Genomic DNA, 21434 nt, shown 5'->3' with positions numbered 1-21434 from the left:
CTTCACTTCACCAGCTGGCCCGGGATCTCACCCGTTCGCCGTTCAGCTTCCAATACATGTTCCAACAAGACTACCGCCGATGCCTGATCAATCACGCTCCTGCGGTTCCTCGTGCTGCGTCCCGCCTCGCTGAGATGGGCGTGGGCCTGCACGGTGGTCAGGCGCTCGTCGACCATCCGAATCGGCAAACCAATGCGGTTTCTCAGCGCTTTGGCGAACCTTCGAGCTGCCTGCGCGGAGGCTCCTTCGGCACCCGAGAGGTGTGCCGGAAGTCCCACAAAGATATCGACGGCATCAAGCTCGGCAATAATATCGACGAGTTCATCGAGGTGGCCACCGTAGCGATCGGTTGTCACCGTCGCAACGGGCAGCGCGAGAATGCGGTCGCTATCGCAGCGGGCGACGCCAATGCGCCGCCCGCCGGCGTCGATCGCTACACTCACGCCGCGACGCACTAGTGGTGCTCCGCGATCGCGTTCTTCAGCGCGGCCAGGGCTTCGGAGACCTTGGACAGATCCACGCCGCCACCCTGGGCGAGGTCCGGCTTGCCGCCGCCGCCGCCGCCGAGTCGCGCGGCCGCGAGCTTTGCCAATGGTCCAGCCATGAGCTGGCGCTCGCGCACGCCTTCGTTCGTCGCAACCACGACCATGGGCTTGTTCGCTACTTCCCCGATGAGGGCGACAACGACGGGCCCCTTGGCGGCCAGGCGCTGGCGCACGTCCAGGGCGAGGGCGCGAAGATCGTCGGCGGAAGAAACCGTGCCGACCGAGGAGACGACCGCGGTCACGCCCGCGATCTCATAGGCCGTATTGGCGATGTCACCTGCGCGCGAGAGCAGCTGGGAGGCCTGCAGGGCTGCGAGTTCCTTTTCCGCCTTCTTCACGCGCTCGAGCAGGCTCGAGATGCGCTCGGGCGCGTCCTCGGACCGGCCACCCACGAGGGAGGTGACCTGGGAGATGATGAGGCGTTCCTTGGCCTGGTGGGCGTACGCGCCGGCGCCGACGAGCGCTTCGATGCGGCGAATGCCCGAACCAATGGAGCCCTCCCCCAGCACGTCGATGCGGCCGATGTGTCCGGTCAGCGGGACGTGGGTGCCGCCGCACAGTTCGCGCGACCAGCCCTCGCCGATGTCGACAACGCGCACACGGTCGCCATACTTCTCGCCGAACAGGGCAACAGCGCCGGAATCGCGCGCCTCGTCCAGGCTCATGATCTCGTCGGTGACACCGAGGTTATCCGCCAGTCGGGCGTTGACGCGTTCTTCGATCTCGCCCATGACGGAGGCCGGGACCGCGGAGGTGTGATGGAAGTCGAAACGCATCCGCGAGGGCGAGTTTTCGCTGCCGGCCTGGGTGGCCTGCTCCCCCACGAACTCATGCAGCGCCTTGTGCACCATGTGGGTCGCGGTGTGGGCCTGGCTAATCTGGCGTCGGCGCAGCACGTCGATCTCCGCGACGGCGCTCTCGCCGACGTGAATGTCGCCCTCGATGAGCGTGCCACGGTGGACCCGCACCCCCGCCACGGGTTGCTGGACGTCGTGGACTTCGACGATGCCGCCGCCGCTGAGGCGGATGTAGCCGTGGTCGGCGAGCTGGCCGCCCATTTCGGCGTAGAACGGCGTCTGGTCGAGCACGACCTCGACTTCGCCCGGGGCCGTCGCCGCAGGTTGGCTTACGCCGTCGTGCAGCAGACCCGCGACCTTCGCGCTCGTCGTCGTCTCGGTGTAGCCGAGGAAGGTGACATCGTGGCCGACCTCGGCGCGGATGTCGCGGTAGAGCTGGGTATCGACGTGCCCGGTCTTCTTCGCGCGAGCATCGGCCCGGGCGCGCTCCTTCTGCTCGGTCATGAGGGCACGGAAGGCTTCCTCATCGACCTTGACGCCCTGTTCGCGGGCCATCTCCAAGGTGAGGTCGATCGGGAATCCGTACGTGTCGTGCAGCTGGAAGGCCTCCTGGCCGCTGACCGTGTGTGAGGCGTCGTCCTTCGCGCGCTTGACGGCCGTATCGAGGATCGTCGTGCCAGCGCCGAGGGTGCGAGCGAATGCCTCTTCCTCGGCGTATACGATCTGCGAGATCCGATCGAAATCGCTCGCGACGTTCGGATACGAGCTGCTCATCGCATCGCGCGAAACGGTCAGCAGCTCGGGCATGGTCGCTTCCTGGACGCCGAGCAGTCGCATCGCGCGCACGGCGCGGCGGATGATGCGGCGCAGCACGTAGCCGCGGCCATCGTTTCCGGGGCGCACGCCGTCGCCGACGAGCATGAGGGCCGAGCGGACGTGGTCGGCCACGACGCGCATCCGCACGTCGTCAGCATCGATGGCGCCATAGCGCCTGCCGGTGATCTCTTGTGCCTTCGCGATGACGGGCCAGACCTCGTCAATCTCGTACATGTTGGCCTTGTCTTGCAGCAAGAAGGCCAGGCGCTCCAGGCCGGCGCCGGTATCGATCGCTTTTTGATCGAGTTCCTTGATCAAGGGGTAGTCCGAGCCGCTGCCCTCGCCTCGCAGGTACTGATCGAAGACGAGGTTCCAGACTTCGAGGTAGCGGTCGCCGCCCGGATCGACGGTGCCGCCGACCGCCTCGGGCCCGAAGTCAGGGCCGCGGTCGTAGTGGATTTCGGCGCAGGGGCCGGCCGGGCCGGGCTGACCCGTGTCCCAGAAAATCTCTTCGCGCGTGAGCTTGACGATGTGGCGCGGGTCGAGCCCGATGATGCGGCTCCACACGTCATAGGCTTCGGCGTCTTCTTCCCACAGGGTGACCCAGATACGGTCGCCGTCCAGACCATAGCCGCCGTCGGCGATCGAGGTGGTCAACAGCTCCCACGCCATCGTTGAGGCGCCTTCCTTGAAGTAATCGCCGAAGGAGAAGTTGCCGTTCATCTGGAAGAACGTGCCGTGGCGGGTCGTCAATCCGACATTGTCGATGTCGTTGGTGCGGATGCACTTTTGGACGGAGGCGACGCGCGGCCAGGGCGCTTCTTCGGTGCCGACGATATAGGGAATGAAGGGAACCATGCCCGCGACGGTGAACAGTAGGGACGGGTCCGGCGAGACGAGTGAGACGGACTCAGCGATGTGGTGATCCTGCCGTCTGAAGTAGTCAAGCCAGCGGGTGCGAATGTCGGTGGTACGCATCTCGGTCTTTCACAATCTCGTTACGGACGTTTCCTCGTCCTCAACAGTAGTAGATGGCTGGGTGGTTTCCTGCAGCAGGATGTGCCGCAGCCGCATTTCTTCGGCGGCCATGACGAGCCGGAACTCGTTCAGGATCTGCTTTGGTGAGCGCATTAGGCATCCCGACGCAAAATGACGCGCCGCACGGCGGTGGAAAAGGCCGCGAGTTTGATCAGGGGCCTGGCGATCGTCGCAGAAATCAGGGTGGTCGTGGCGGAGATATTGGTCGTCGTTTCTGCGGCGGCCGTCGTCACCAGGTCGACCTTGGCGAGCTGATGGCGTACTTCGCCGAGAGTCTCGCCGGTTTCCTTCACCACGCCTGCGGCCGAGGCCGAGATCTCTTCGACGCTATCGGCGATGCGGGTGAGCACGGTGGCGGCTTTCAGCAGTACCACGCAGGTGAAGGCCACGAGGACCGCGAACGCACCCGCGGCAATGAGGCCTGCGATTCCTGCCAGATCCATGTCGCTCCTTAGGGCGGCTATATTGCGTGATGCCCCGGACCGGCTGGACCGGCCCGGGGCATCGTCGACTGAATTAGCGCGAGTAGAATTCGACGACGAGCTGAACGTCGCAGGTCACGGGGACCTCGTCACGCTTCGGGGCGCGGGTCAGCTCGGCGCGCAGCTTCTCGATCTGCACGTCCAGGTAGCCGGGAACATCCGGCAGCACCTTCTGGTGCTCGCCCGTTGCGGCGATCTGGAAGGGGACCATCGTCTGCGACTTCGGCTTGACCTGGATGACCTGGCCGGGCTTGACGCGGTAGGACGGACGATCCACGAGCTTGCCGTCCACGAGGATGTGGCGGTGCACGACGGCCTGGCGGGCCTGGGCGATGGTGCGGGCAATGCCCGAGCGCAGGACGAGCGCGTCGAGGCGGCACTCCAGGGTCTCGACCAGGGTTTCACCGGTCAGACCCGGCTCCTTGCGGGCCTGCTCGAAGGCGCGGCGCAGCTGCGACTCGCGGATGCCGTACTGGGCGCGCAGACGCTGCTTTTCCTTCAGACGAACGGCGTAGTCGGACTCGGAGCGGCGACGGGCGCGGCCGTGCTCACCGGGGCCGTAGGGGCGCTTTTCGAAGTAGCGCTGAGCCTTGGGGGTCAGCGGCAGGCCGAGAGAGCGCGAGAGGCGCACCTGGCGACGAGTGCGAGAAATAGCCATAGAAAGCTTCTCCTGTCTTGGTTCTTGAACAAGGTCACCGGGCGGCATTCCGCCGTCCGGTGGGGCCGGCCGCACGGGCTAAGACCCCAGGAGCCCGAGCGAATCGGGCAACCACGACAGACTAGCAGGATTAGGCCTCGGTTTTCGAGCCCCCCGGCCGCAAATACCGCTCGATTGCCTGCATTCTGGCTGTGATATCCCTCTCGTGACCGTGGGATGTGGGCTCGTAATAGCGAGCATCGGCCAGGGACTCAGGCAAATACTCTTGTGCCGCGATGCCATGGGGGTGGTTGTGGGAGTACTGGTAGCCCACCCCGTGGCCGAGATCTTTTGCCCCGGAGTAGTGAGCGTCTCGCAGGTGGAACGGTACGCTGCCGGCCTTGCCGCGCTTAATGTCTGCGATCGCCGCATCGATCGCGAGATAGGCGGCATTGGACTTCGGAGCCGTGGCGATGTGGACGACGGCCTGGGCCAACGGAATCCGTGCCTCGGGCATCCCGAGGAAGGCGACCGCTTCGTAGGCGGCAACGGCGGTTGTCAGTGCCGTCGGGTCTGCCATGCCGACATCTTCGGAGGCGCAGATCACGATGCGGCGCGCGATGAAACGGGGGTCCTCCCCCGCCACCACCATGCGCGCGAGGTAGTGCAGTGCGGCATCCACGTCCGAGCCGCGCATCGACTTGATGAACGCCGAGATGACGTCGTAGTGCATGTCGCCGGTCTTGTCGTAACGCACGGCGGCCTCATCGATGGATTCCTCCACGTCCGCGACGCTGATTTCCTTCGCCCCACGTGCCTGGGAAGTACCGGCGGCGGCTTCCAGGATTGTGAGGGATTTGCGGCCATCAGATCCGGCCAGTCGCACAATCATCTCGCGCGCTGCGTCCTCGATCGCCAGGTCGCCGCCGTAGCCGCGGTCGTCGGCAAGAGCGCGATCGATGAGCGAGGCGACGGCATCATCGGATAGCGGCTGCAGGGTGAGCAGCAAGGAGCGCGACAGCAGCGGGGAAATCACCGAAAACGACGGGTTCTCCGTCGTCGCTGCCACCAGTGTCACGATCCGGTTTTCGACGCTCGGCAACAGTGCGTCTTGCTGGGATTTAGAAAATCGGTGGACCTCGTCGACGAACAGGACGGTCTCGGTGCCGCTTGTTGCGAGGTCTCGCCGAGCCTGATCAACGACGGCTCGGACATCTTTGACGCCGGCACTGACCGCAGAAAGCTCCACGAACTTTCGCCCTGAGGTTCGTGCGATGAGGTAGGCGAGGGTGGTCTTTCCGGTACCGGGCGGGCCGAAAAGGATGATCGAGGATGGGCTTCCCGGTGCCTGCGGATCGAGCAGGCGTCGGAGCGGCGAACCTGCCTTCAACACGTGTTCCTGACCGGCCACCTCCCCCAGTTCCCGTGGCCGCATCCGCACGGCTAGCGGAGCATTGGCCGCGGGCAGATCGCCCGGGGATGTGTGCCCGGCGGCGGAAAACAGATCGGGGGTGCTCATGTGGCCATGGTATCGAGCGCTTTCAATCGCCGCCCGTTCCCTGACAACAAGCGCTATCGTGGCAGTCTGCTGAAACGAGTAATGGTAAGCGATATCAACGTACCCGTAGCATTCCATGAGCTCGTTGCGTGCCACGTGCGATCTTCAGAATATGCTTCCATCTCCTTGGAAACCGGTTCGTCATAAAACGTGATACGCCAATGATTTCTGTCTTGTTCACACGATGCCGTATCAATTCGCGCTTGCGATGGCAATGCCTTACCAAATACTCTATCTACTGCATCGAGAATCTCAATATCCGTCAACTCGCTTTGTGCATAGCCGACAATAAGCCAGCACAATGGCGATTCGAAGAATACGGAATGTTGTGCTTGGCACCCGAATTCAAGGCTCAAGACATCGGCCACTGGATCGAAATCGTCCGCATGAACAAGTTTCATCGGGGCTTCACCGTCACGATCGTTCCGTTTCGATGGTGTATCACAACTTTCCAGGGGCCGTAGGAAATATAGATATAGCCATTCATGCGTTTGACCGTAGTAGCAGACTTCGCAATCTTGTAGAGATCAGCGCGCCTCAAACTCGCTTGCTTAGCTGCGTGTTTCGTGACAGTGTATGCGCGACCAAGGGCAGCGAAGTAGAGTTTGGTTCCCGTTCCACATTGAATGTCGCGTTCTATCAGCTGACGATCTTGATGGATGAACTTTAGAGGAGAGCCATCCAACGGTTGACAGCGAACTTGCTGCGGTGTCAGTTCAAGAGACATGGAATTCGATACTATGTCGTCTTCGACCAGAGGACTAGCAGCATTAATAATTGTACCAGCCAGCCCAATTGCGATAGCACTAGCAATCGTTGATATGCGTAGCATATTATCCCCCTCCCTTTTTTGCCTGTGATTTTCTGGAATCTTATTTGTTCTGGTTTACTCTACCCAAGACCATCTCAATATGTGGGAAGTTGAATTCTCTGCTACGTCCTAAAATGCGCCCGCGGATGGCTCGTGGCGTAGACCTCTCGCAGGTGATCAATGGACACGTGGGTGTAGATCTGCGTCGTGGCGACATCTGCATGTCCGAGCAGTTCCTGGACGATGCGAACATCTGCCCCGCCGGACAACAGATGTGTAGCATAGCTGTGTCGCAGCATGTGAGGAGTGACCGGACCCGGAAGCCCGATCGCCTCGGCGTGGCGGCGGACGATGGCACCGGCCGCCTGCCGGGTAAGCGGTTTGCCCCAGGCATTAAGAAAGACCACGGCCGCGCCTCGACCGGCGGCCGACAGTTGCGGGCGGGCTCGCGTGAGATAGTCCCCCAGCGCATCGATGAGCGCCTGGCCCATCGGAACGATCCGCTCCTTGCGGCCCTTGCCGAACAACCGCACGGCACGGTCCTCAAAATCGAGGTCGTCCACGGCAAGCTCACATGCCTCGCTGACGCGTGCCCCGGTGCCGTAGAGGAATTCAAGAAACGCGGCGTCTCGCCGGTCCAGTGCCTCCTCGCCCACAGCGGCATGTGCGATGAGATCGCTGATCTGGTCGATGGTGAGGACTTTGGGCAGGGCTGCCTTAGGAGCCGGTGGTGATACCTCGGCCGCGACATCGTCGGGGGCCAGGCCTTCGGCGTGCAGGAATCGGTGCCAGGACCGAACCGCGGAGATGACGCGAGACACGGATCGGGCGGCCAGTGAACTTCCACCATCGCTTCCCGTGCGCAGCGCATGAACGAAACTCGAGACGTCCTCGGTCGTGATCTGTCCAGCAGCGCTGCGGCCCCGAGCCTGCAGGAAATCGACGTAGCGGGTGAGATCGCGACGATAGGCGCCGACGGTGTTGTCCGACAGAGTGCGCTCCACGCGCAGATGGGCCAAGAATTCCTCGACGCTTCGCGCTAGTTGACCTGCCATGAGCGCCCGTAGCCGCTAGAACAGTCGCGCGATGAACGGGTCGAGCGCGACCGCCAGAAAGATCAGCGACAGGTAGGTAATCGAGTGGTGGAAGACCCGCATCGCGGCGAGCCGGCCCCGCTCCGGGTGCAGCGCTCGCCGGTAGAGCTGGATTGCTGAGTTCGTGAACCAAGCACCGGCGGCAACCGCGACGACGGTGTAGAACCAGCTCATGTCCCCGAGCGGGATCAGCGCCAGCGTGCAGGCGATCATCGCGGCGGTGTGGATGAGGATGTTGCGGCCCACCGTGACGTTGGAGGCGACGACCGGCAGCATCGGCACACCCGCCTTGGCGTAGTCCTTCTTGAACTGCATGGATAGCGGCCAGTAGTGCGGCGGCGTCCAGAAGAAGACGACGAGGAAGAGGACGAAGGGCGCGAGCGCGAGGGATCCCGTAACCGCTGACCAGCCGATGAGCACCGGCATGCAGCCCGCGACGCCGCCCCACACGATGTTTTGTGAGGTGCGGCGCTTCAAGATCATGGTGTAGCCGACGGCATAGAGCACGATCGCGGCAAGTGCCAGCGCCGCCGAGGCCCAATTCACGAAGACCGCGAACCACGCGATCGAGGCGGCAGCTAGAACGAAACCAAAGATCGTGGCGCCGCGCGCACTGACGATGCCCGCTGGAATCGGACGCGCCCGGGTGCGGCCCATAAGCACGTCGATATCGCGGTCATAGACCATGTTGAAGGTATTGGCCGCTCCCGCGGCCGCCGTGCCACCGATGAGGGTCGCCAGCATGAGCCAGGTGCCCGGCCAGCCTCGCGCCGCCAAGATCATCGTCGGGATCGTCGTGACGAGCAGCAACTCGATGATGCGCGGCTTCGTCAACGCAATATACCCGCGGATCACGTCACCTCGCGAATAGGTTCGCGAGGACGTGCGCTCGGGCATTGTGGAGCGATCGGGCACGAAAATAATGACTCCTTGGACGGTGGTCCCCCTACTGTACCTGGCCAATGGACGCGCATCCCGGCCAAGGCGCATACGATGGGAGAAGCGTGCGGTTAGTCCGCTCACATCACTCGAGACAACGGAAACGAGGAACACATGCCCACCACGCCAGAGTTCACTTGGGATGACTTCGATCAGCTCGCCGTCGATACCGGACGCGTTCTCGCGGCCGATGCGGTGCAGAAGGTGGGCAATGGTCACCCGGGAACCGCGATGTCGCTTTCTCCCCTGGCATATTTGCTCTACCACAAGGTCATGCGACTGGACCCTGCCGATCCCCTGTGGCTCGGCCGTGACCGCTTCGTTCTGTCCGCGGGCCACTCCTCGCTCACGCAGTACATTCAGCTGTATTTGACGGGTACTGGCCTCGAACTTGAGGACCTTCAATCGCTGCGTACCTGGGGTTCCAAGACGCCCGGCCACCCCGAGTACAAGCACACCGACGGCGTCGAGATCACGACCGGTCCCCTGGGCCAAGGTCTTGCCTCCGCCGTCGGCATGGCGATGGGAACCCGCCGCGAGCACGGCCTGCTCGATGCCGATACGCCGCTCGGTGAGAGCCCGTTCGATCACGACATTTGGGTCATTGCCTCCGATGGCGACCTGCAAGAGGGCGTGACCTCGGAAGCCTCCTCGCTCGCCGGCACCCAGGAACTTGGCAACCTCGTCGTCATTTGGGACGACAACCAGATCTCGATCGAGGATGACACGTCCATCGCGTTCGGCGAAGACGTCTCGGCGCGCTACCGCGCCTACGGCTGGAAGGTTCTCGAGGTCGACTGGCGTTCCGGCGACGAATACCACGAGGACATCGAAGAGCTCTACCGCGCTCTGATCGAAGCCCGCGAGACGACGGATGCCCCCGTCCTGATCCGCCTGCGCACCATCATCGGCTGGCCCGCGCCGAACAAGAAGGACACGGGCGCGATCCACGGCAGCGCGCTCGGCGAGGACGAGGTCAAGGCGACCAAGGAAATCCTCGGCTTCGATCCGAACAAGACCTTCGACGTCGATCCCGAGCTCATTTCGACGCTGCGCGAGCGGGCCGCGGAGCGCGGCAAGAAGGTACGCGAAGAATGGCAGCCCACCTTTGATTCCTGGGCCGAGAAGAACCCCGAGGGCAAGAAGCTCCTGGACCGGCTCGTCGCCCGCACCCTGCCCGAGGATCTCGCCTCCAAGCTTCCGACCTTCGAGGGCAAGGATTCGCTGGCCACCCGCGCCGCATCCGGCGAGGTGCTCAACGCTCTAGCGGAGCCGCTGCCGGAGCTGTGGGGCGGTTCGGCCGACCTCGCCGGCTCCAACAACACGACGATGAAGGGCGAGCCGTCCTTCCTGCCGGCGGATCGCTCCTCGGAGATGTTCCCGGGCAACGTCTTTGGTCGTACCCTGCACTTCGGTATCCGCGAGCATGCGATGGGCTCGATCCTGTCCGGTATCGCGCTCGAGGGCCTCACCCGCCCCTACGGCGGCACCTTCCTCGTGTTCTCCGACTACATGCGCGCGGCCGTGCGTCTGGCCGCCCTCATGGGTGTGCCCGTGACCTACGTGTGGACGCACGATTCGATCGGCCTGGGTGAGGACGGCCCGACGCATCAGCCCGTCGAGCACCTGACCGCGCTGCGTGCGATCCCGAACCTCGATATCGTCCGACCGGCCGATGCGACCGAAACCGCCCAGGCCTGGCTCTCGCTGCTCAAGCGCGATGCCCGTCCGACCGGCCTCATCCTGACCCGTCAGAACGTGCCCGTCCTCGATCGCGAAACCTACGCACCGGCCGAGGGCGTGGATCGTGGCGGATACATCCTGGCCGAAGCCGATGGCGACGTCGAGGTCATCCTGCTCGCCTCCGGCTCCGAGGTTCAGCTGGCCCTCGAGGCCCGCGAGACCCTGCAGGCCGATGGCACACCCACGCGCGTCGTCTCGATGCCCTCGATGGAGTGGTTCGATGCGCAGGATGCCGCCTACCGCGAAGAGGTGCTGCCGCCAAGCGTGCGCGCCCGCGTCTCCGTCGAGGCTGGCCTTGCCGCCCCATGGCGCCCCTACGTGGGTGACCTGGGTCGTTCGGTCTCCCTCGAACACTTCGGCGCTTCTGCCGATTACGAGACCCTCTACTGCGAGTTCGGCATCACCGCCGACGCGGTCGTGACCGCGGCCCGCGAATCCCTGGCCGCGCTCCAGCAGGAGGACTAGGTATGAATCCCTACGAAGAACTCTCCGCGCGCGGCGTCGCGATCTGGCTCGATGACCTGTCCAAGTCGGCGCTTGATCCGAGCGATAAGAACGCCCTGAAGACGGATATCGAGCAGCGCAACGTCGTCGGCGTGACGACGAACCCGTCGATCTTTGCGGCCGCGCTGAAAGACGGCGCGGTCTACGCGCCCTGCATCCGTGAACTCCTGGACTCCGGCGAGGAGCACTCGACGGAGGACATTGCGCTCGCGCTCATGGTCCAAGACGTGCAACAGGCCTGCGACCTGCTCGCGCCCGTCTTCGAAGAAACCAACGGCCTCAACGGCCGCGTCTCCATCGAAGTCGATCCGCGGCTCGCCCACGATACGGCGGCAACGGTCGAGCAGGCCCGCATGCTGTGGCATCTCGTCGATCGGCCGAACCTCCTGGTGAAGATTCCCGCGACGGTCGAAGGATTGCCCGCGATCGCCGAGGCGATCTCCGAGGGCATATCGGTTAACGTCACGCTGATCTTCTCCCCCGACCGCTACCGCGCCGTCATGGGGGCCTACCTCGACGGGTTGCACGCTGCGGCGCGCAATCACGTGGACCTGTCGGCCATCCGCTCGGTTGCCTCGTTGTTCATCTCGCGCACCGACGCCAAGGTCGATCCGCTGCTCGATAAGCTCGCCGAAGCCGGCAACGAGCGCGCCGCCGAGCTGCGCGGCGAAGTGGGACTCGCGATCGCCCGCGTGTGCTACGCGGCGTTCGAGGAGACCTTCTCGCAGCCGCGCTTCACCGAGCTCGACGGAGCCCACGTCCAGCGTCCCCTGTGGGCCTCCACGGGCGTGAAGGACCCGAGCTATGAGGCGACGAAGTACGTCGTCGGCCTCGTCGCTCCTGACACGGTCAACACGATGCCGCGCGACACGCTCAAGGCCGTCGGCGAGCTGACCGAGATTCCGGAGGACACCGTCACGCCGAATATCGCCGACGCCGAGGAGGTCCTGGCCTCCCTCGACAAGCTCGGCATCGAGCTCGAGGACGTCTTTAGTGAACTCGAAGCCGAAGGCGTGAAGAAGTTCGAGGACTCCTGGGACGAATTGATTGCGGCCGTCCAGGTCGGCATCGACGACGCCTCCGCCTAACTCCCACCGCTCGGGCGGGGCTATCACGCGCCCCGCCCGAGCGATTCGTCTGCCCCTGCTTTGCCACTAGGAGAATCGATGGCCGACTGGCACAACCCCCTCATCAACCCCGACGATCGACGCCTGCCACGCATATCGGGGCCGTGCGGCATGGTGATGTTCGGGATCACGGGCGATCTCGCCCGCAAAAAACTTCTGCCCGCAATCTACGATCTTGCCAACCGTGGCCTGCTGCACCCAGCTTTCGCCCTGACGGGCTTTGCCCGGCGCGACTGGGGCCGGGAGAGCTTCGTGGCCTTCGTCGAAGAGCAGATCCGCGAACACGCGCGCACCCCCTTTGACCAAGCCACCTTCGATCACCTCGCCGAGGGGATGCGCTTTGTCGAAGGCTCCTTCGACGATCTGGACTCCTTCCATAAGCTCGCCGACGTCGTGACCGAACTGGACGAGCACTTCGGCACCGGCGGCAACCACGCCTTCTACCTCTCGATCCCGCCCGACTGGTTCGGGCCAGTGTGCGAAAACCTCGCGAAGTCCGGTCTCGTGAACGATGATGCGCCCGAAGGCACCCGCGAGTCCGGGGCCTGGCGCCGAGTCGTCATCGAAAAGCCCTTCGGTCATGATCTTGCCAGCGCGATCGAGCTGAACGAGACGATCCGCAAGGTCTTTCCCGAGGAGTCGATCTTCCGCATCGATCACTACCTCGGCAAGGAAACCGTTCAGAACATCCTCGCGATGCGCTTTGCCAACTCAATTTGGGAACCGCTGTGGTCCTCGCACTACGTCGACCACGTCCAGATCACGATGGCCGAGACCATCGGGATTGGATCGCGCGCCGGGTACTACGACGGCATCGGTGCCGCACGCGACGTCATCCAAAACCACCTGCTGCAGCTGCTGGCCCTCACGGCAATGGAGGAGCCCATTAACTTCTCGGCCGCTGCGCTGCACACGGAAAAGGAAAAGGTGCTCGCAAGCGTCACCCTGCCGAGCGATCTGTCGGCCCACACGGCCCGCGGTCGCTACGTCGCCGGCCGCCAGGCGGGCGAACTCGTGACGGCCTACGTCGATGAAGAGGGCGTGCCCGATGATTCCACGACGGAGACCTACGCCGCGATGCGCGTGGACATCAATACCCGGCGCTGGGCGGGCGTGCCGTTTTACCTGCGCACGGGCAAGCGGCTGGGTAAGCGCGTCACGGAGATTGCGCTCGTGTTTAAGCACAATGCGCACATGCCCTTTGACAACACCGACGTCTCGGAGCAGGCGCAAAACGCCCTCGTCATTCGTATCCAGCCCGATGAGGGCGTGACGATCCGCTTCGGCTCCAAGGTGCCGGGCACAGCGATGCAGATCCGCGATGTCACGATGGACTTCGACTACGGCGAGGCGTTCACCGAGAACTCCCCGGAGGCCTACGAGCGATTGATCCTGGACGTGCTGCGTGGCGATGCGCCGCTCTTCCCGCGCCAAAGCGAGGTCGAGCTCAGCTGGAAGATCCTCGACCCGGTGGTCAAGCACTGGGCGAAGCAAGGCCCGCCCGAGGACTATCGCCCGGGGTTGTGGGGGCCAGATTCCGCCGATCTCATGCTCGCCAACGATGGCCGCACCTGGCGCATCCCGTAGGGAAGGACGAGGCACGATGAAACTTGAAAACACCAACACCGTCGATATCGCAGTCGAGCTCAACACCATTAAGGTCGACGCCGGCTCCGTCACCCTCGGCCGGGTCCTGACCCTGCTCGCGGTAGCGCCCCACGCCGATGACGTCGAAGACGCCATCGCGACGGCCGCGGCGACCTCCCGCGCCCACCCGTGCCGCGTCGTCGTCATCGTTCACGATGAGCAGGCCGAAGCCTCCTGCGATTCCCGCCTCGATGCCGAGATTCACGTCGGCGAGGATGAGGGCGCCTCCGAGGTCGTCGTCCTGTACCCCAAGGGCGGCGCGTGCGAGGACCTCGACACCCTCGTCATGCCGCTGCTGCTCGCGGACACGCCCGTCGTCGTGTGGTGGCCGGAGGTCGGGCCGGACTCCCCCCAGGAGCACCCGCTCGGCAACCTCGCCACGCGCCGCATCACGGACTCGCGTCACAACGACAACCCCGTGGACTATCTCGAGCGCCTCGCGCTGAACTACCACCCCGGCGACACCGACCTCGCCTGGGCCGGCATCACGCTCTGGCGCGCCCTGGCGGTCACCCTTGTGCAGGAACGCCCCCACGGTGAGATCACGGCCGCCAAGGTTCGTGGCAACCTCGACCAGCCCGCCATGCACCTCATGGCCGGGTGGCTCGCTGTCCAACTCGATATCACCGTCGAGCTCGAAGCCGTCGACGGCGCCCGCACCCTGACCGAGGTCGTCCTGCAGCGCGCTGACGGCGAGCTCGTCATCCGCCGGCCCGACGGCGAGTCCGTGGCGACGCTATCCCACCCCAACCGGCAAGATCAGCGCGTGAACCTGCCCCGGCGCTCCGTTGCCGACTGCCTGACCGAGGACCTTCGGCGATTGGATCCGGATGATATGTACGCCCAGGTTGTGACTCGCGGGATTGCGATGGTGGAACGCTAATGGCGAACGTTACCTGGTGTGCCTTCGACGGCCCCGAAGCGGTCAGCCAGGCCGCCACCGACCGACTCCTTGCCGCCATGCACCGCGCGCTTGGCGCGCGCGGCCGCGCCGATCTCGTCCTGACGGGCGGGAGCCTCGGTATCGCAATGCTCGCCAACCTGACGAGCGAGCGCTTCGCCGCGCGGCTGCCGCAGGACCTTGCGGGCGTGCACCTGTGGTGGGGCGATGAACGATTCGTCGGGCGCAGCGACGAGGACCGTAACTCGGGCCAGGCGCTTGATGCAATGGCGGGCGCGCTCAGCGGTGCCACCCTGCACCTCGTGCCAGGCCCCGAGGAGGCTGCCTCGCCCGAGGACGCGGCCGCGAGCTATGCTCGTGAGCTCGCCGGCGTCGAATTTGACATCGTATTTCTCGGGATGGGCCCCGATGGCCATATCGCGTCGCTGTTTCCTGGCCACGAGCAGGTCCTTGAGGATTCGGCAGACGCTCTGGCCGAGCTCGACTCCCCCAAGCCGCCGCCACAGCGCGTGACGATGAGTGGTTCGAGGCTGCGCGCTGCAGCCGAAATCGTCCTGCTGTTTGCCGGGCAAGAGAAGCATGCTGCAGCGGCAGCTTTGCTAGCCGGCGCCAGCCTTGATGGCGAGCAGACGCGCGTCAATGTTCCCGCGCCTTCCAGCGCCGCGGCTCTTGAGGTGCCGGCGCGCCTGGCCCTGACCGACCGTACAACGGTGCTCAGTGACGTGAGCGCCCGCCAGCTCATCGAAGCTGGCGGGGCCAAGGAGCGTTAGCGGGCGGTGCCGCGACGTTTACGAAGCCCCTCGAGGGCCTCGGCGAGCAGTTCCTCGCACTCATCGGTGCTGCGCCGCTCCATGAGGTAGTCCAGGTGCGTCTTAAACGGCACGTTCTTGGGCGGAGCCGGGGGCGCACTCGCGTCGCGGCCGGCCGGTAGCCCGCAGCTGGTGCAGGTCCATTCCTCGGGGATTTCTTCCGGATCGGCATCGATCGAGAAGGACGGCTCCGTGACGTGGCCGCTGGCGCAAAAATACTGGACGCTGAAGCGCTGGGCTAGCGGCTGGCCGGCATCGTTTTCGTGGCTGGTGTAAGAGCCGACGCGAAATCCGCGGATAGAGTTCGTCGACGTCACGGGCCCTACCCCGCGTATCGCGTGACGATACCGATCAGCATGATGGTGATCGTCCACGCCAGCGCAACCCCGATGGTGATGCGGTTGAGGTTACGCTCCGCGACACCGGAGGACGCAAAGGAGCTGGACAGCCCGCCGCCAAACATGTCGGACATGCCACCGCCGCGACCCTTGTGCATGAGGATCGTCAAAATCAAAAAGAGGCTGGTGATCACCAGGAAGATGTCCAAGATAATCCGCAGTGCGGTCACGATGAGACCCGTTTCTACTGTTCGTTCGTCCAATGGGCAGCCCGAAGGCGAGCGTAGACCCAAAGATCAACAATAAGGCATGATCTGCCCGCGCGTACAGCTGCGGGCCGGGCGATTCGTCTCACCCGGCCCGCAGCCTCACGCTAATGCGCTAGCTGGCAGCGCTTAGGCTCCCGCGTGCTCCTTGAAGCGCGCGATCGCCGCGAACTCTTCGGCCTTCAGGGATGCGCCGCCGACAAGTGCACCGTCGACGTCGTCCTTGGCCATGATCTCCGCGACGTTGGAGGACTTGACCGAGCCGCCGTACAGGATGCGGACCGCGTCGGCGGTCTCCTGATCGTAGAGCTCTGCAAGGCGGGCGCGGATCGCTCCGCACACTTCCTGCGCGTCCTCGGGGGTCGCGACCTCACCGGTGCCGATAGCCCACACAGGCTCGTAGGCGATGACCGTCTTCTTCGCCTCATCGGCGTCGAGGTCCGCGTAGGCGCCGTCGATCTGGGCGAGCGTGTAGTCGACCTGGCGGCCTTCCTTCCGCACATCCAGGCCCTCACCGCAGCAGATGATCGGCGTCATGCCGGCCTTCAGGACGGCCTTGGCCTTACGGCCAATGAGGGCGTCATCCTCACCGTGGTACTGGCGGCGCTCGGAGTGACCGATGACGACGTAGGTGCAGCCGAGGCGCGAGAGCATCGCGGCCGAGATCTCACCGGTGTAGGCGCCCGATTCGTGCTCGGAGACATCCTGGGCGCCGAAGACGATTCCCATCTTGTCGGCGTCCACGATGGTCTGCACGGAGCGGATATCGGTAAAGGGTGGGATAACGGCGACCTCGACGGTCTCGTAGTCGTGCTTGGCATCCTTCAGCGTCCAATCGAGCTTTTGCACGAGCGCGACGGCCTCGTAGTGATCGAGGTTCATCTTCCAGTTGCCAGCCATGAGCGGGGTGCGAGTCATTTACTTCTCCAATACGTCGATGCCGGGCAGGGTCTTGCCCTCGAGGAGCTCCAGGGAGGCGCCGCCACCCGTGGAAATGTGCGAGAACGTGTCCTCGTCAAAGCCGAGCAGGCGCACGGCCGCAGCGGAGTCGCCGCCGCCGACGACGGAGAACATCTCCCCCTCGGACAGGGCGCGTGCAACGGCGCGGGTGCCGTCCGCGAACTTATCGAATTCGAAGACGCCCATCGGGCCATTCCACGCCACGGTCTTAGACGAGGCGATCTTCTGCGCATACAGTTCCTGCGACTTCGGTCCGATGTCCAGGCCCATCTGGTCGGCCGGGATCTGATCGGCGGGCACGACGGTCGCCTCGGCGTCCTTCGAGAACTCCGGAGCAACAACCACGTCGACGGGCAGGACGAGGTCCACGCCCTTCTCGGCGGCACGCTCGATGTAGCCCTTGACGGTGTCGAGTTGGTCCGCTTCGAGCAGCGAGGTTCCAACCTCGTAGCCCTTGGCCTTCAGGAAGGTGAAAGCCATGCCGCCACCGATGAGCAGGATGTCGGCCTTATCAAGCAGGTTCGCGATGACGCCCAGCTTGTCGGAGACCTTGGAGCCGCCAAGGACGACGGCGTAGGGGCGCTCCGGGTTGTGGGTCGCGCGGCGCAGGGATTCGATTTCCTTTACGACAAGTTCGCCGGCAGCGCTCGGCAGCTTCTTGGCGATGTCGTAGACGGAGGCCTGCTTGCGGTGAACGACGCCGAAGCCATCCGAGACGAAGGCATCGGCAAGGGCGGCGAGTTCGGTAGCGAGCTCTTCGCGCTCGGCATCGTCCTTGGACGTTTCGCGCGCGTCGAAGCGGATATTTTCCAGCAGCACGATTTCGCCGGCTCCCGCGGCCGCGATCGCGTCCTTGGCGCCATCACCGACGACGTCGGAGGCAAGAGTCACCGGAACACCGGCGAGCTCCGAGAGGCGCGTTGCCACGGGGGCAAGCGAGAACTCGGGGTTGACCTCACCCTTGGGACGGCCCAGGTGCGCCATGATAACGACCTTGGCGCCCGCATCCAGCAGGCGACGCAGGGTCGGCAGAGCGGCGCGGATACGGCCGTCGTCAGTGATGGTGGTGCCGTCGAGCGGTACGTTGAAGTCGGAGCGAACGAGGACGGTCTTGCCGGCCAGGTCTCCGAGGGTGTCAATGGTTTTCACGATTCACTCCAATGTGGGAAGTGGGGCTCATGTCAAAGCGCCCGCGCGCCGGTGGCCGGCTCGCGGGCGCTTCGCACGTCCTAGCGGCTGAGCTAGTGGCAGAGCTCGTTAGAGCTTCTCACCAACGAGGTTGGTGAGGTCGACGAGGCGGTTGGAGTAACCCCACTCGTTGTCGTACCACGAGACGACCTTGACCTCGTTGCCGATGACCTTGGTGAGGCCAGCGTCGAAGATCGAGGAGTGCGGGTCGGTCACGATATCGGTGGAGACCAGCGGCTCTTCGGAGTAGGCCAGGATGCCCTTGAGCGGGCCCTCGGCGGCCTTCTTGATGGCGGCGTTGACCTTTTCGACGGTCACGTCCTTGGACGCGGTGAAGGTGAGGTCGGTGGCGGAGCCGGTGATGACCGGCACGCGCAGGGCGTAGCCATCGAGCTTGCCCTTGAGCTGCGGCAGCACCAGGGAGACCGCCTTGGCGGCGCCGGTGGAGGTCGGAACGATGTTCACGGCCGCGGCGCGGGCGCGACGCAGGTCCTTGTGGGGCGCGTCGTGGATCTTCTGGTCACCGGTGTAGGCGTGGATGGTGGTCATGAGGCCACGCTCGATGCCGAACTCCTCGTCCAGAACCTTGGCCATCGGGGCCAGGCAGTTCGTGGTGCAGGAAGCGTTCGAGATGATGGTGTCCTTCTCGGGATCGTAATCCTGATCGTTGACACCCATGACGAAGGTGGCGTCCTCATTCTTCGCCGGAGCGGAGATGATGACCTTCTTGGCGCCGGCCTCGATGTGGGCCTTGGCCTTCTCGGCGTCGGTGAAGAAGCCGGTGGACTCGATGACGATGTCGACATCGAGGTCGCCCCAGGGCAGGTTGGCCGGGTCGCGCTCGGCGAGGGCCACAATGCGCTGGCCGTCGACGGTGATGGAATCCTCGTCGTAGGTCACGTCTGCATCGAGACGGCCCAAGATGGAGTCGTACTTCAGCAGGTGAGCAAGAGTGTGGTTATCGGTGAGATCGTTCACGGCCACGATCTCGAAGTCTGCACCGGCAGCGCGTGCTGCACGGAAGAAGTTGCGGCCGATGCGGCCAAAGCCGTTAATGCCGACGCGGATGGTCACTGTGATCCTCCAACATGTGCGCCGTTATATCAGACGCACGAAAAGTCGATCGTATCGGGAGATGCTCGTGCATTCCCGGCCGGCCAAGTCCGGACCAGCCGGCAGGTTAAACGCTACCAGGCCGCGGCCCCGATCGCTAAGGGACCATGGTCCAAGGGCTTGGGGCTCAGTCCTCGAGCATGTCCTCGGTCAGGACGCTCATCGTGTCATCGATACCGAGCTGAGCGGCTTTCTTGTCGGCCAGTGCGAGCAATCGCCGAATTCGCCCGGCGACCGCGTCCTTGGTCAGGGGCGGATCGGCGGCCTGGCCGAGGTCCTCCAGGGAGGCTTCGCGGTGGGCGAGCCGGAGGCGGCCAGCCTGCTCGAGGTGATCGGGCACGCCATCGGCACCGAGTATTTCAAAGGCACGGGCCACCCGGGCGGAGGCCGCGACGGCGGCGCGGGTGGAGCGGCGCAGATTCGCATCATCGAAGTTCGACAGGCGGTTGACGTCACCGCGAATTTCTCGACGTTTGCGCCTCTCATCCCATTCGGCAGCGGCAGTGCCCGCCCCCATGACGCGCAGCAGCGTGGAGATCGCTTCGCCGTCACGCACGACGACGCGATCGACGCCGCGCACCTCGCGCGCCTTGGCGGTGACGTTGAGCCGGCGCGCCGCGCCAACGAGGGCGAGCGCGGCCTCGGGACCGGGGCAGGTGACCTCCAGGGAGGCCGACCGGCCGGGTTCGGTGAGCGAGCCGTGAGCGAGGAAGGCACCCCGCCATGCGGCGACCGCTTGGCTCTGCGCTCCTGAGACGATGGCCGGCGGCAAGCCGCGCACCGGTCGGCCGTAGGCATTGATCAACCCGGTGAGGCGCGCGAGTTCGCTGCCGCCCTGAATGACGCGCACGACGTAGCGGCGCCCGCGACGCAGTCCCCCACCGTCGACGACGATGACTTCGGAGGTGTGACCGTACAGCTCGAAGATCGCCTGTCGTACCCGACGAGCGGCAATGCCCGTGTCGAGCTCAGCTTCGATGACGATATTGGAGCCGATCTTGTGCAGCCCGCCGGCGAACCGGATCGTCGCGGCGGTTTCGGCCTTGCGGTCGGCGGTGGCGTCAACGCTTACTCGAGCGAGCTCGTCTTTGACATCCATCGTCAGACTCATCCGTTACTCCTCATCCAGGTTCGGTGCCACATCGCCGAGGCTGCCTTCGTAGGCGTCGCGAATGGCGGCGGCAAGACGCAGCGGGTCGTGCACATCGGCCCGCTCGGCTGAGCGTACCTGACGGAAGACGACTCGGCCGCCCATCGCGTGCGCACTGTGGACCAGATCATCGGGATCGGCGACGGCTAGCGGATCGGCGATGACGGTGTCGCACCGCAAGGCAGCGTCATGATCCTGCAGCACTCGCAGGTGGTCGGCGGGCGTTAGGCCAGCTGTTTCCTGATCTTGGGGCGCAAGGTTCATCACAATCATGCGGCGGGCCTTGGCGCTGCGAATCGCCGCTGCGAGATCTGGCACGAGGAGATGCGGCAGGACCGAGGTGTACCAGGATCCGGGGCCAAGGATGATGAGGTCGGCGGCCTCGAGAGCCTGCAGCACCTCGGGCCGCACCGGTGGATTGTTAGGCACGAGGTGAACATTATCGAGGCGGCCACGGGCTTCGGCGACCGTGACCTGGCCGCGGATCGTTCGGGGAGCGGCAGGTTCCGACGCGCCTTCGACACTGTCGGCTGTCGGCTCAATATGGAGATCGGCTTCGATGACGAGTGGGATCGCGCTCATGGGCAGGACCCGGCCGCCAGCACCGAGGAGGCGGCCGACCAGATCAAGACCCGCGACCTCGTCGCCGAGTTTCTCCCACAGCGCGGCAATGAGGAGGTTGCCGACCGCGTGACCGCCTAAGGGACCGTCGGAGGCAAATCGGTGTTGCAAGACGTCGCGCCACGTCCGGCCCCACTCATTGCCTTCGCACAGCGCGGCGAGGGCCATCCGCAGATCGCCGGGCGGCAGGCAACCAAATTCGTCACGTAACCGGCCCGATGAGCCGCCATCGTCTGCGACGGTGACGACGGCCGTGATGTCTTCGGAGAGGAATCGCAGGGCGCGCAGCGTTGCGGAAAGTCCGTGTCCGCCGCCAAGCGCGACGGCGCGTAGTGTGCGGGGCATTGCTC

General features: G+C 64.7%; 21 protein-coding genes. 5 read left to right on the top strand and 16 right to left on the bottom strand.

The window, feature by feature from the left end; all coding sequences use genetic code 11:
- Positions 1–2: 2 nt before the first annotated feature.
- The 9 genes from ruvX to MUN85_RS06265 form a co-directional block, all read right to left on the bottom strand.
- The gene (gene ruvX / locus MUN85_RS06305) at positions 3–443 is read right to left on the bottom strand and encodes a Holliday junction resolvase RuvX (RefSeq protein WP_250505900.1); all 441 of its coding nucleotides are present in this window, start codon (positions 441–443) and stop codon (positions 3–5) included.
- 11 nt (positions 444–454) lie between these two features.
- A complete protein-coding gene (gene alaS / locus MUN85_RS06300) occupies positions 455–3136 on the bottom strand; it encodes an alanine--tRNA ligase (protein WP_250505899.1) in 2682 nt (893 codons plus the stop codon).
- Between the two features lie 9 nt (positions 3137–3145).
- The gene (locus MUN85_RS06295; RefSeq protein ID WP_250505898.1) at positions 3146–3289 is read right to left on the bottom strand and encodes a hypothetical protein; all 144 of its coding nucleotides are present in this window, start codon (positions 3287–3289) and stop codon (positions 3146–3148) included.
- Positions 3289–3639 carry a DUF948 domain-containing protein gene (locus tag MUN85_RS06290; RefSeq protein WP_092564481.1) on the bottom strand — a complete coding sequence of 117 codons (351 nt, stop codon included), beginning with the start codon at positions 3637–3639 and terminating at the stop codon, positions 3289–3291. Before MUN85_RS06290 ends, MUN85_RS06295 begins: the two co-directional genes overlap by 1 nt.
- A 73-nt stretch (positions 3640–3712) precedes the next feature.
- Positions 3713–4336, bottom strand: a complete 624-nt coding sequence (gene rpsD / locus MUN85_RS06285) for a 30S ribosomal protein S4 (protein ID WP_092564484.1) — start codon at positions 4334–4336, stop codon at positions 3713–3715.
- A 130-nt stretch (positions 4337–4466) separates the two neighbouring features.
- Entirely contained in the window at positions 4467–5834 is a 1368-nt protein-coding gene (locus MUN85_RS06280; protein ID WP_250505897.1) for a replication-associated recombination protein A, read from the bottom strand.
- Between the two features lie 53 nt (positions 5835–5887).
- Positions 5888–6274 carry a hypothetical protein gene (locus tag MUN85_RS06275; RefSeq protein ID WP_143180374.1) on the bottom strand — a complete coding sequence of 129 codons (387 nt, stop codon included), beginning with the start codon at positions 6272–6274 and terminating at the stop codon, positions 5888–5890.
- 532 nt (positions 6275–6806) lie between these two features.
- Positions 6807–7739: a site-specific tyrosine recombinase XerD gene (locus tag MUN85_RS06270; RefSeq protein ID WP_250505896.1), complete on the bottom strand. Its 933-nt coding sequence runs from the start codon at positions 7737–7739 to the stop codon at positions 6807–6809.
- 15 nt (positions 7740–7754) lie between these two features.
- Positions 7755–8693, bottom strand: a complete 939-nt coding sequence (locus tag MUN85_RS06265) for a heme o synthase (protein WP_250505895.1) — start codon at positions 8691–8693, stop codon at positions 7755–7757.
- A gap of 138 nt (positions 8694–8831) precedes the next feature.
- On the opposite strand from MUN85_RS06265, the gene tkt reads away from it, so the two are divergent.
- From tkt to pgl, 5 genes are all read left to right on the top strand, one after another.
- On the top strand, positions 8832–10925 hold the full coding sequence (gene tkt, locus MUN85_RS06260) for a transketolase (protein WP_250505894.1): 2094 nt from the start codon (positions 8832–8834) through the stop codon (positions 10923–10925).
- 2 nt (positions 10926–10927) lie between these two features.
- Entirely contained in the window at positions 10928–12052 is a 1125-nt protein-coding gene (gene tal / locus MUN85_RS06255) for a transaldolase (protein ID WP_250505893.1), read from the top strand.
- A 78-nt stretch (positions 12053–12130) separates the two neighbouring features.
- A complete protein-coding gene (gene zwf / locus MUN85_RS06250) occupies positions 12131–13678 on the top strand; it encodes a glucose-6-phosphate dehydrogenase (protein ID WP_250505892.1) in 1548 nt (515 codons plus the stop codon).
- A 16-nt stretch (positions 13679–13694) separates the two neighbouring features.
- Positions 13695–14621 (top strand): glucose-6-phosphate dehydrogenase assembly protein OpcA, encoded by a 927-nt coding sequence (locus MUN85_RS06245; RefSeq protein WP_250505891.1) that lies wholly within the window; start codon positions 13695–13697, stop codon positions 14619–14621.
- On the top strand, positions 14621–15409 hold the full coding sequence (pgl, locus tag MUN85_RS06240) for a 6-phosphogluconolactonase (protein ID WP_250505890.1): 789 nt from the start codon (positions 14621–14623) through the stop codon (positions 15407–15409). The genes MUN85_RS06245 and pgl overlap by 1 nt, the downstream gene beginning before the upstream one ends.
- On the opposite strand, the gene MUN85_RS06235 is transcribed toward pgl, so the two are convergent.
- The 7 genes from MUN85_RS06235 to MUN85_RS06205 form a co-directional block, all read right to left on the bottom strand.
- Positions 15406–15765, bottom strand: coding sequence for an RNA polymerase-binding protein RbpA (locus MUN85_RS06235; RefSeq protein ID WP_250505889.1), 360 nt, complete (start codon positions 15763–15765; stop codon positions 15406–15408). The two genes, pgl and MUN85_RS06235, sit on opposite strands and share 4 nt — an antisense overlap.
- Before the next feature lie 5 nt (positions 15766–15770).
- Positions 15771–16016 (bottom strand): preprotein translocase subunit SecG, encoded by a 246-nt coding sequence (gene secG / locus MUN85_RS06230; protein WP_092564514.1) that lies wholly within the window; start codon positions 16014–16016, stop codon positions 15771–15773.
- Between the two features lie 165 nt (positions 16017–16181).
- Complete coding sequence (gene tpiA, locus MUN85_RS06225) at positions 16182–16970, bottom strand: triose-phosphate isomerase (protein WP_250505888.1); 789 nt, start codon at positions 16968–16970, stop codon at positions 16182–16184.
- Positions 16971–18161, bottom strand: a complete 1191-nt coding sequence (locus MUN85_RS06220; protein ID WP_250505887.1) for a phosphoglycerate kinase — start codon at positions 18159–18161, stop codon at positions 16971–16973.
- 108 nt (positions 18162–18269) lie between these two features.
- Entirely contained in the window at positions 18270–19274 is a 1005-nt protein-coding gene (gene gap, locus MUN85_RS06215) for a type I glyceraldehyde-3-phosphate dehydrogenase (protein WP_250505886.1), read from the bottom strand.
- A gap of 166 nt (positions 19275–19440) precedes the next feature.
- Positions 19441–20424 (bottom strand): DNA-binding protein WhiA, encoded by a 984-nt coding sequence (whiA, locus tag MUN85_RS06210; protein WP_250505885.1) that lies wholly within the window; start codon positions 20422–20424, stop codon positions 19441–19443.
- Positions 20425–20427: 3 nt separating this feature from the next.
- A complete protein-coding gene (locus MUN85_RS06205) occupies positions 20428–21429 on the bottom strand; it encodes a gluconeogenesis factor YvcK family protein (RefSeq protein WP_250505884.1) in 1002 nt (333 codons plus the stop codon).
- Between the last annotated feature and the right edge of the window lie 5 nt (positions 21430–21434).

Origin of the sequence: Bowdeniella massiliensis (assembly GCF_023634005.1) — a bacterium.
Lineage (GTDB): Bacteria > Actinomycetota > Actinomycetes > Actinomycetales > Actinomycetaceae > Bowdeniella > Bowdeniella massiliensis.
This window is presented reverse-complemented; position numbering and strand designations above follow the sequence as displayed.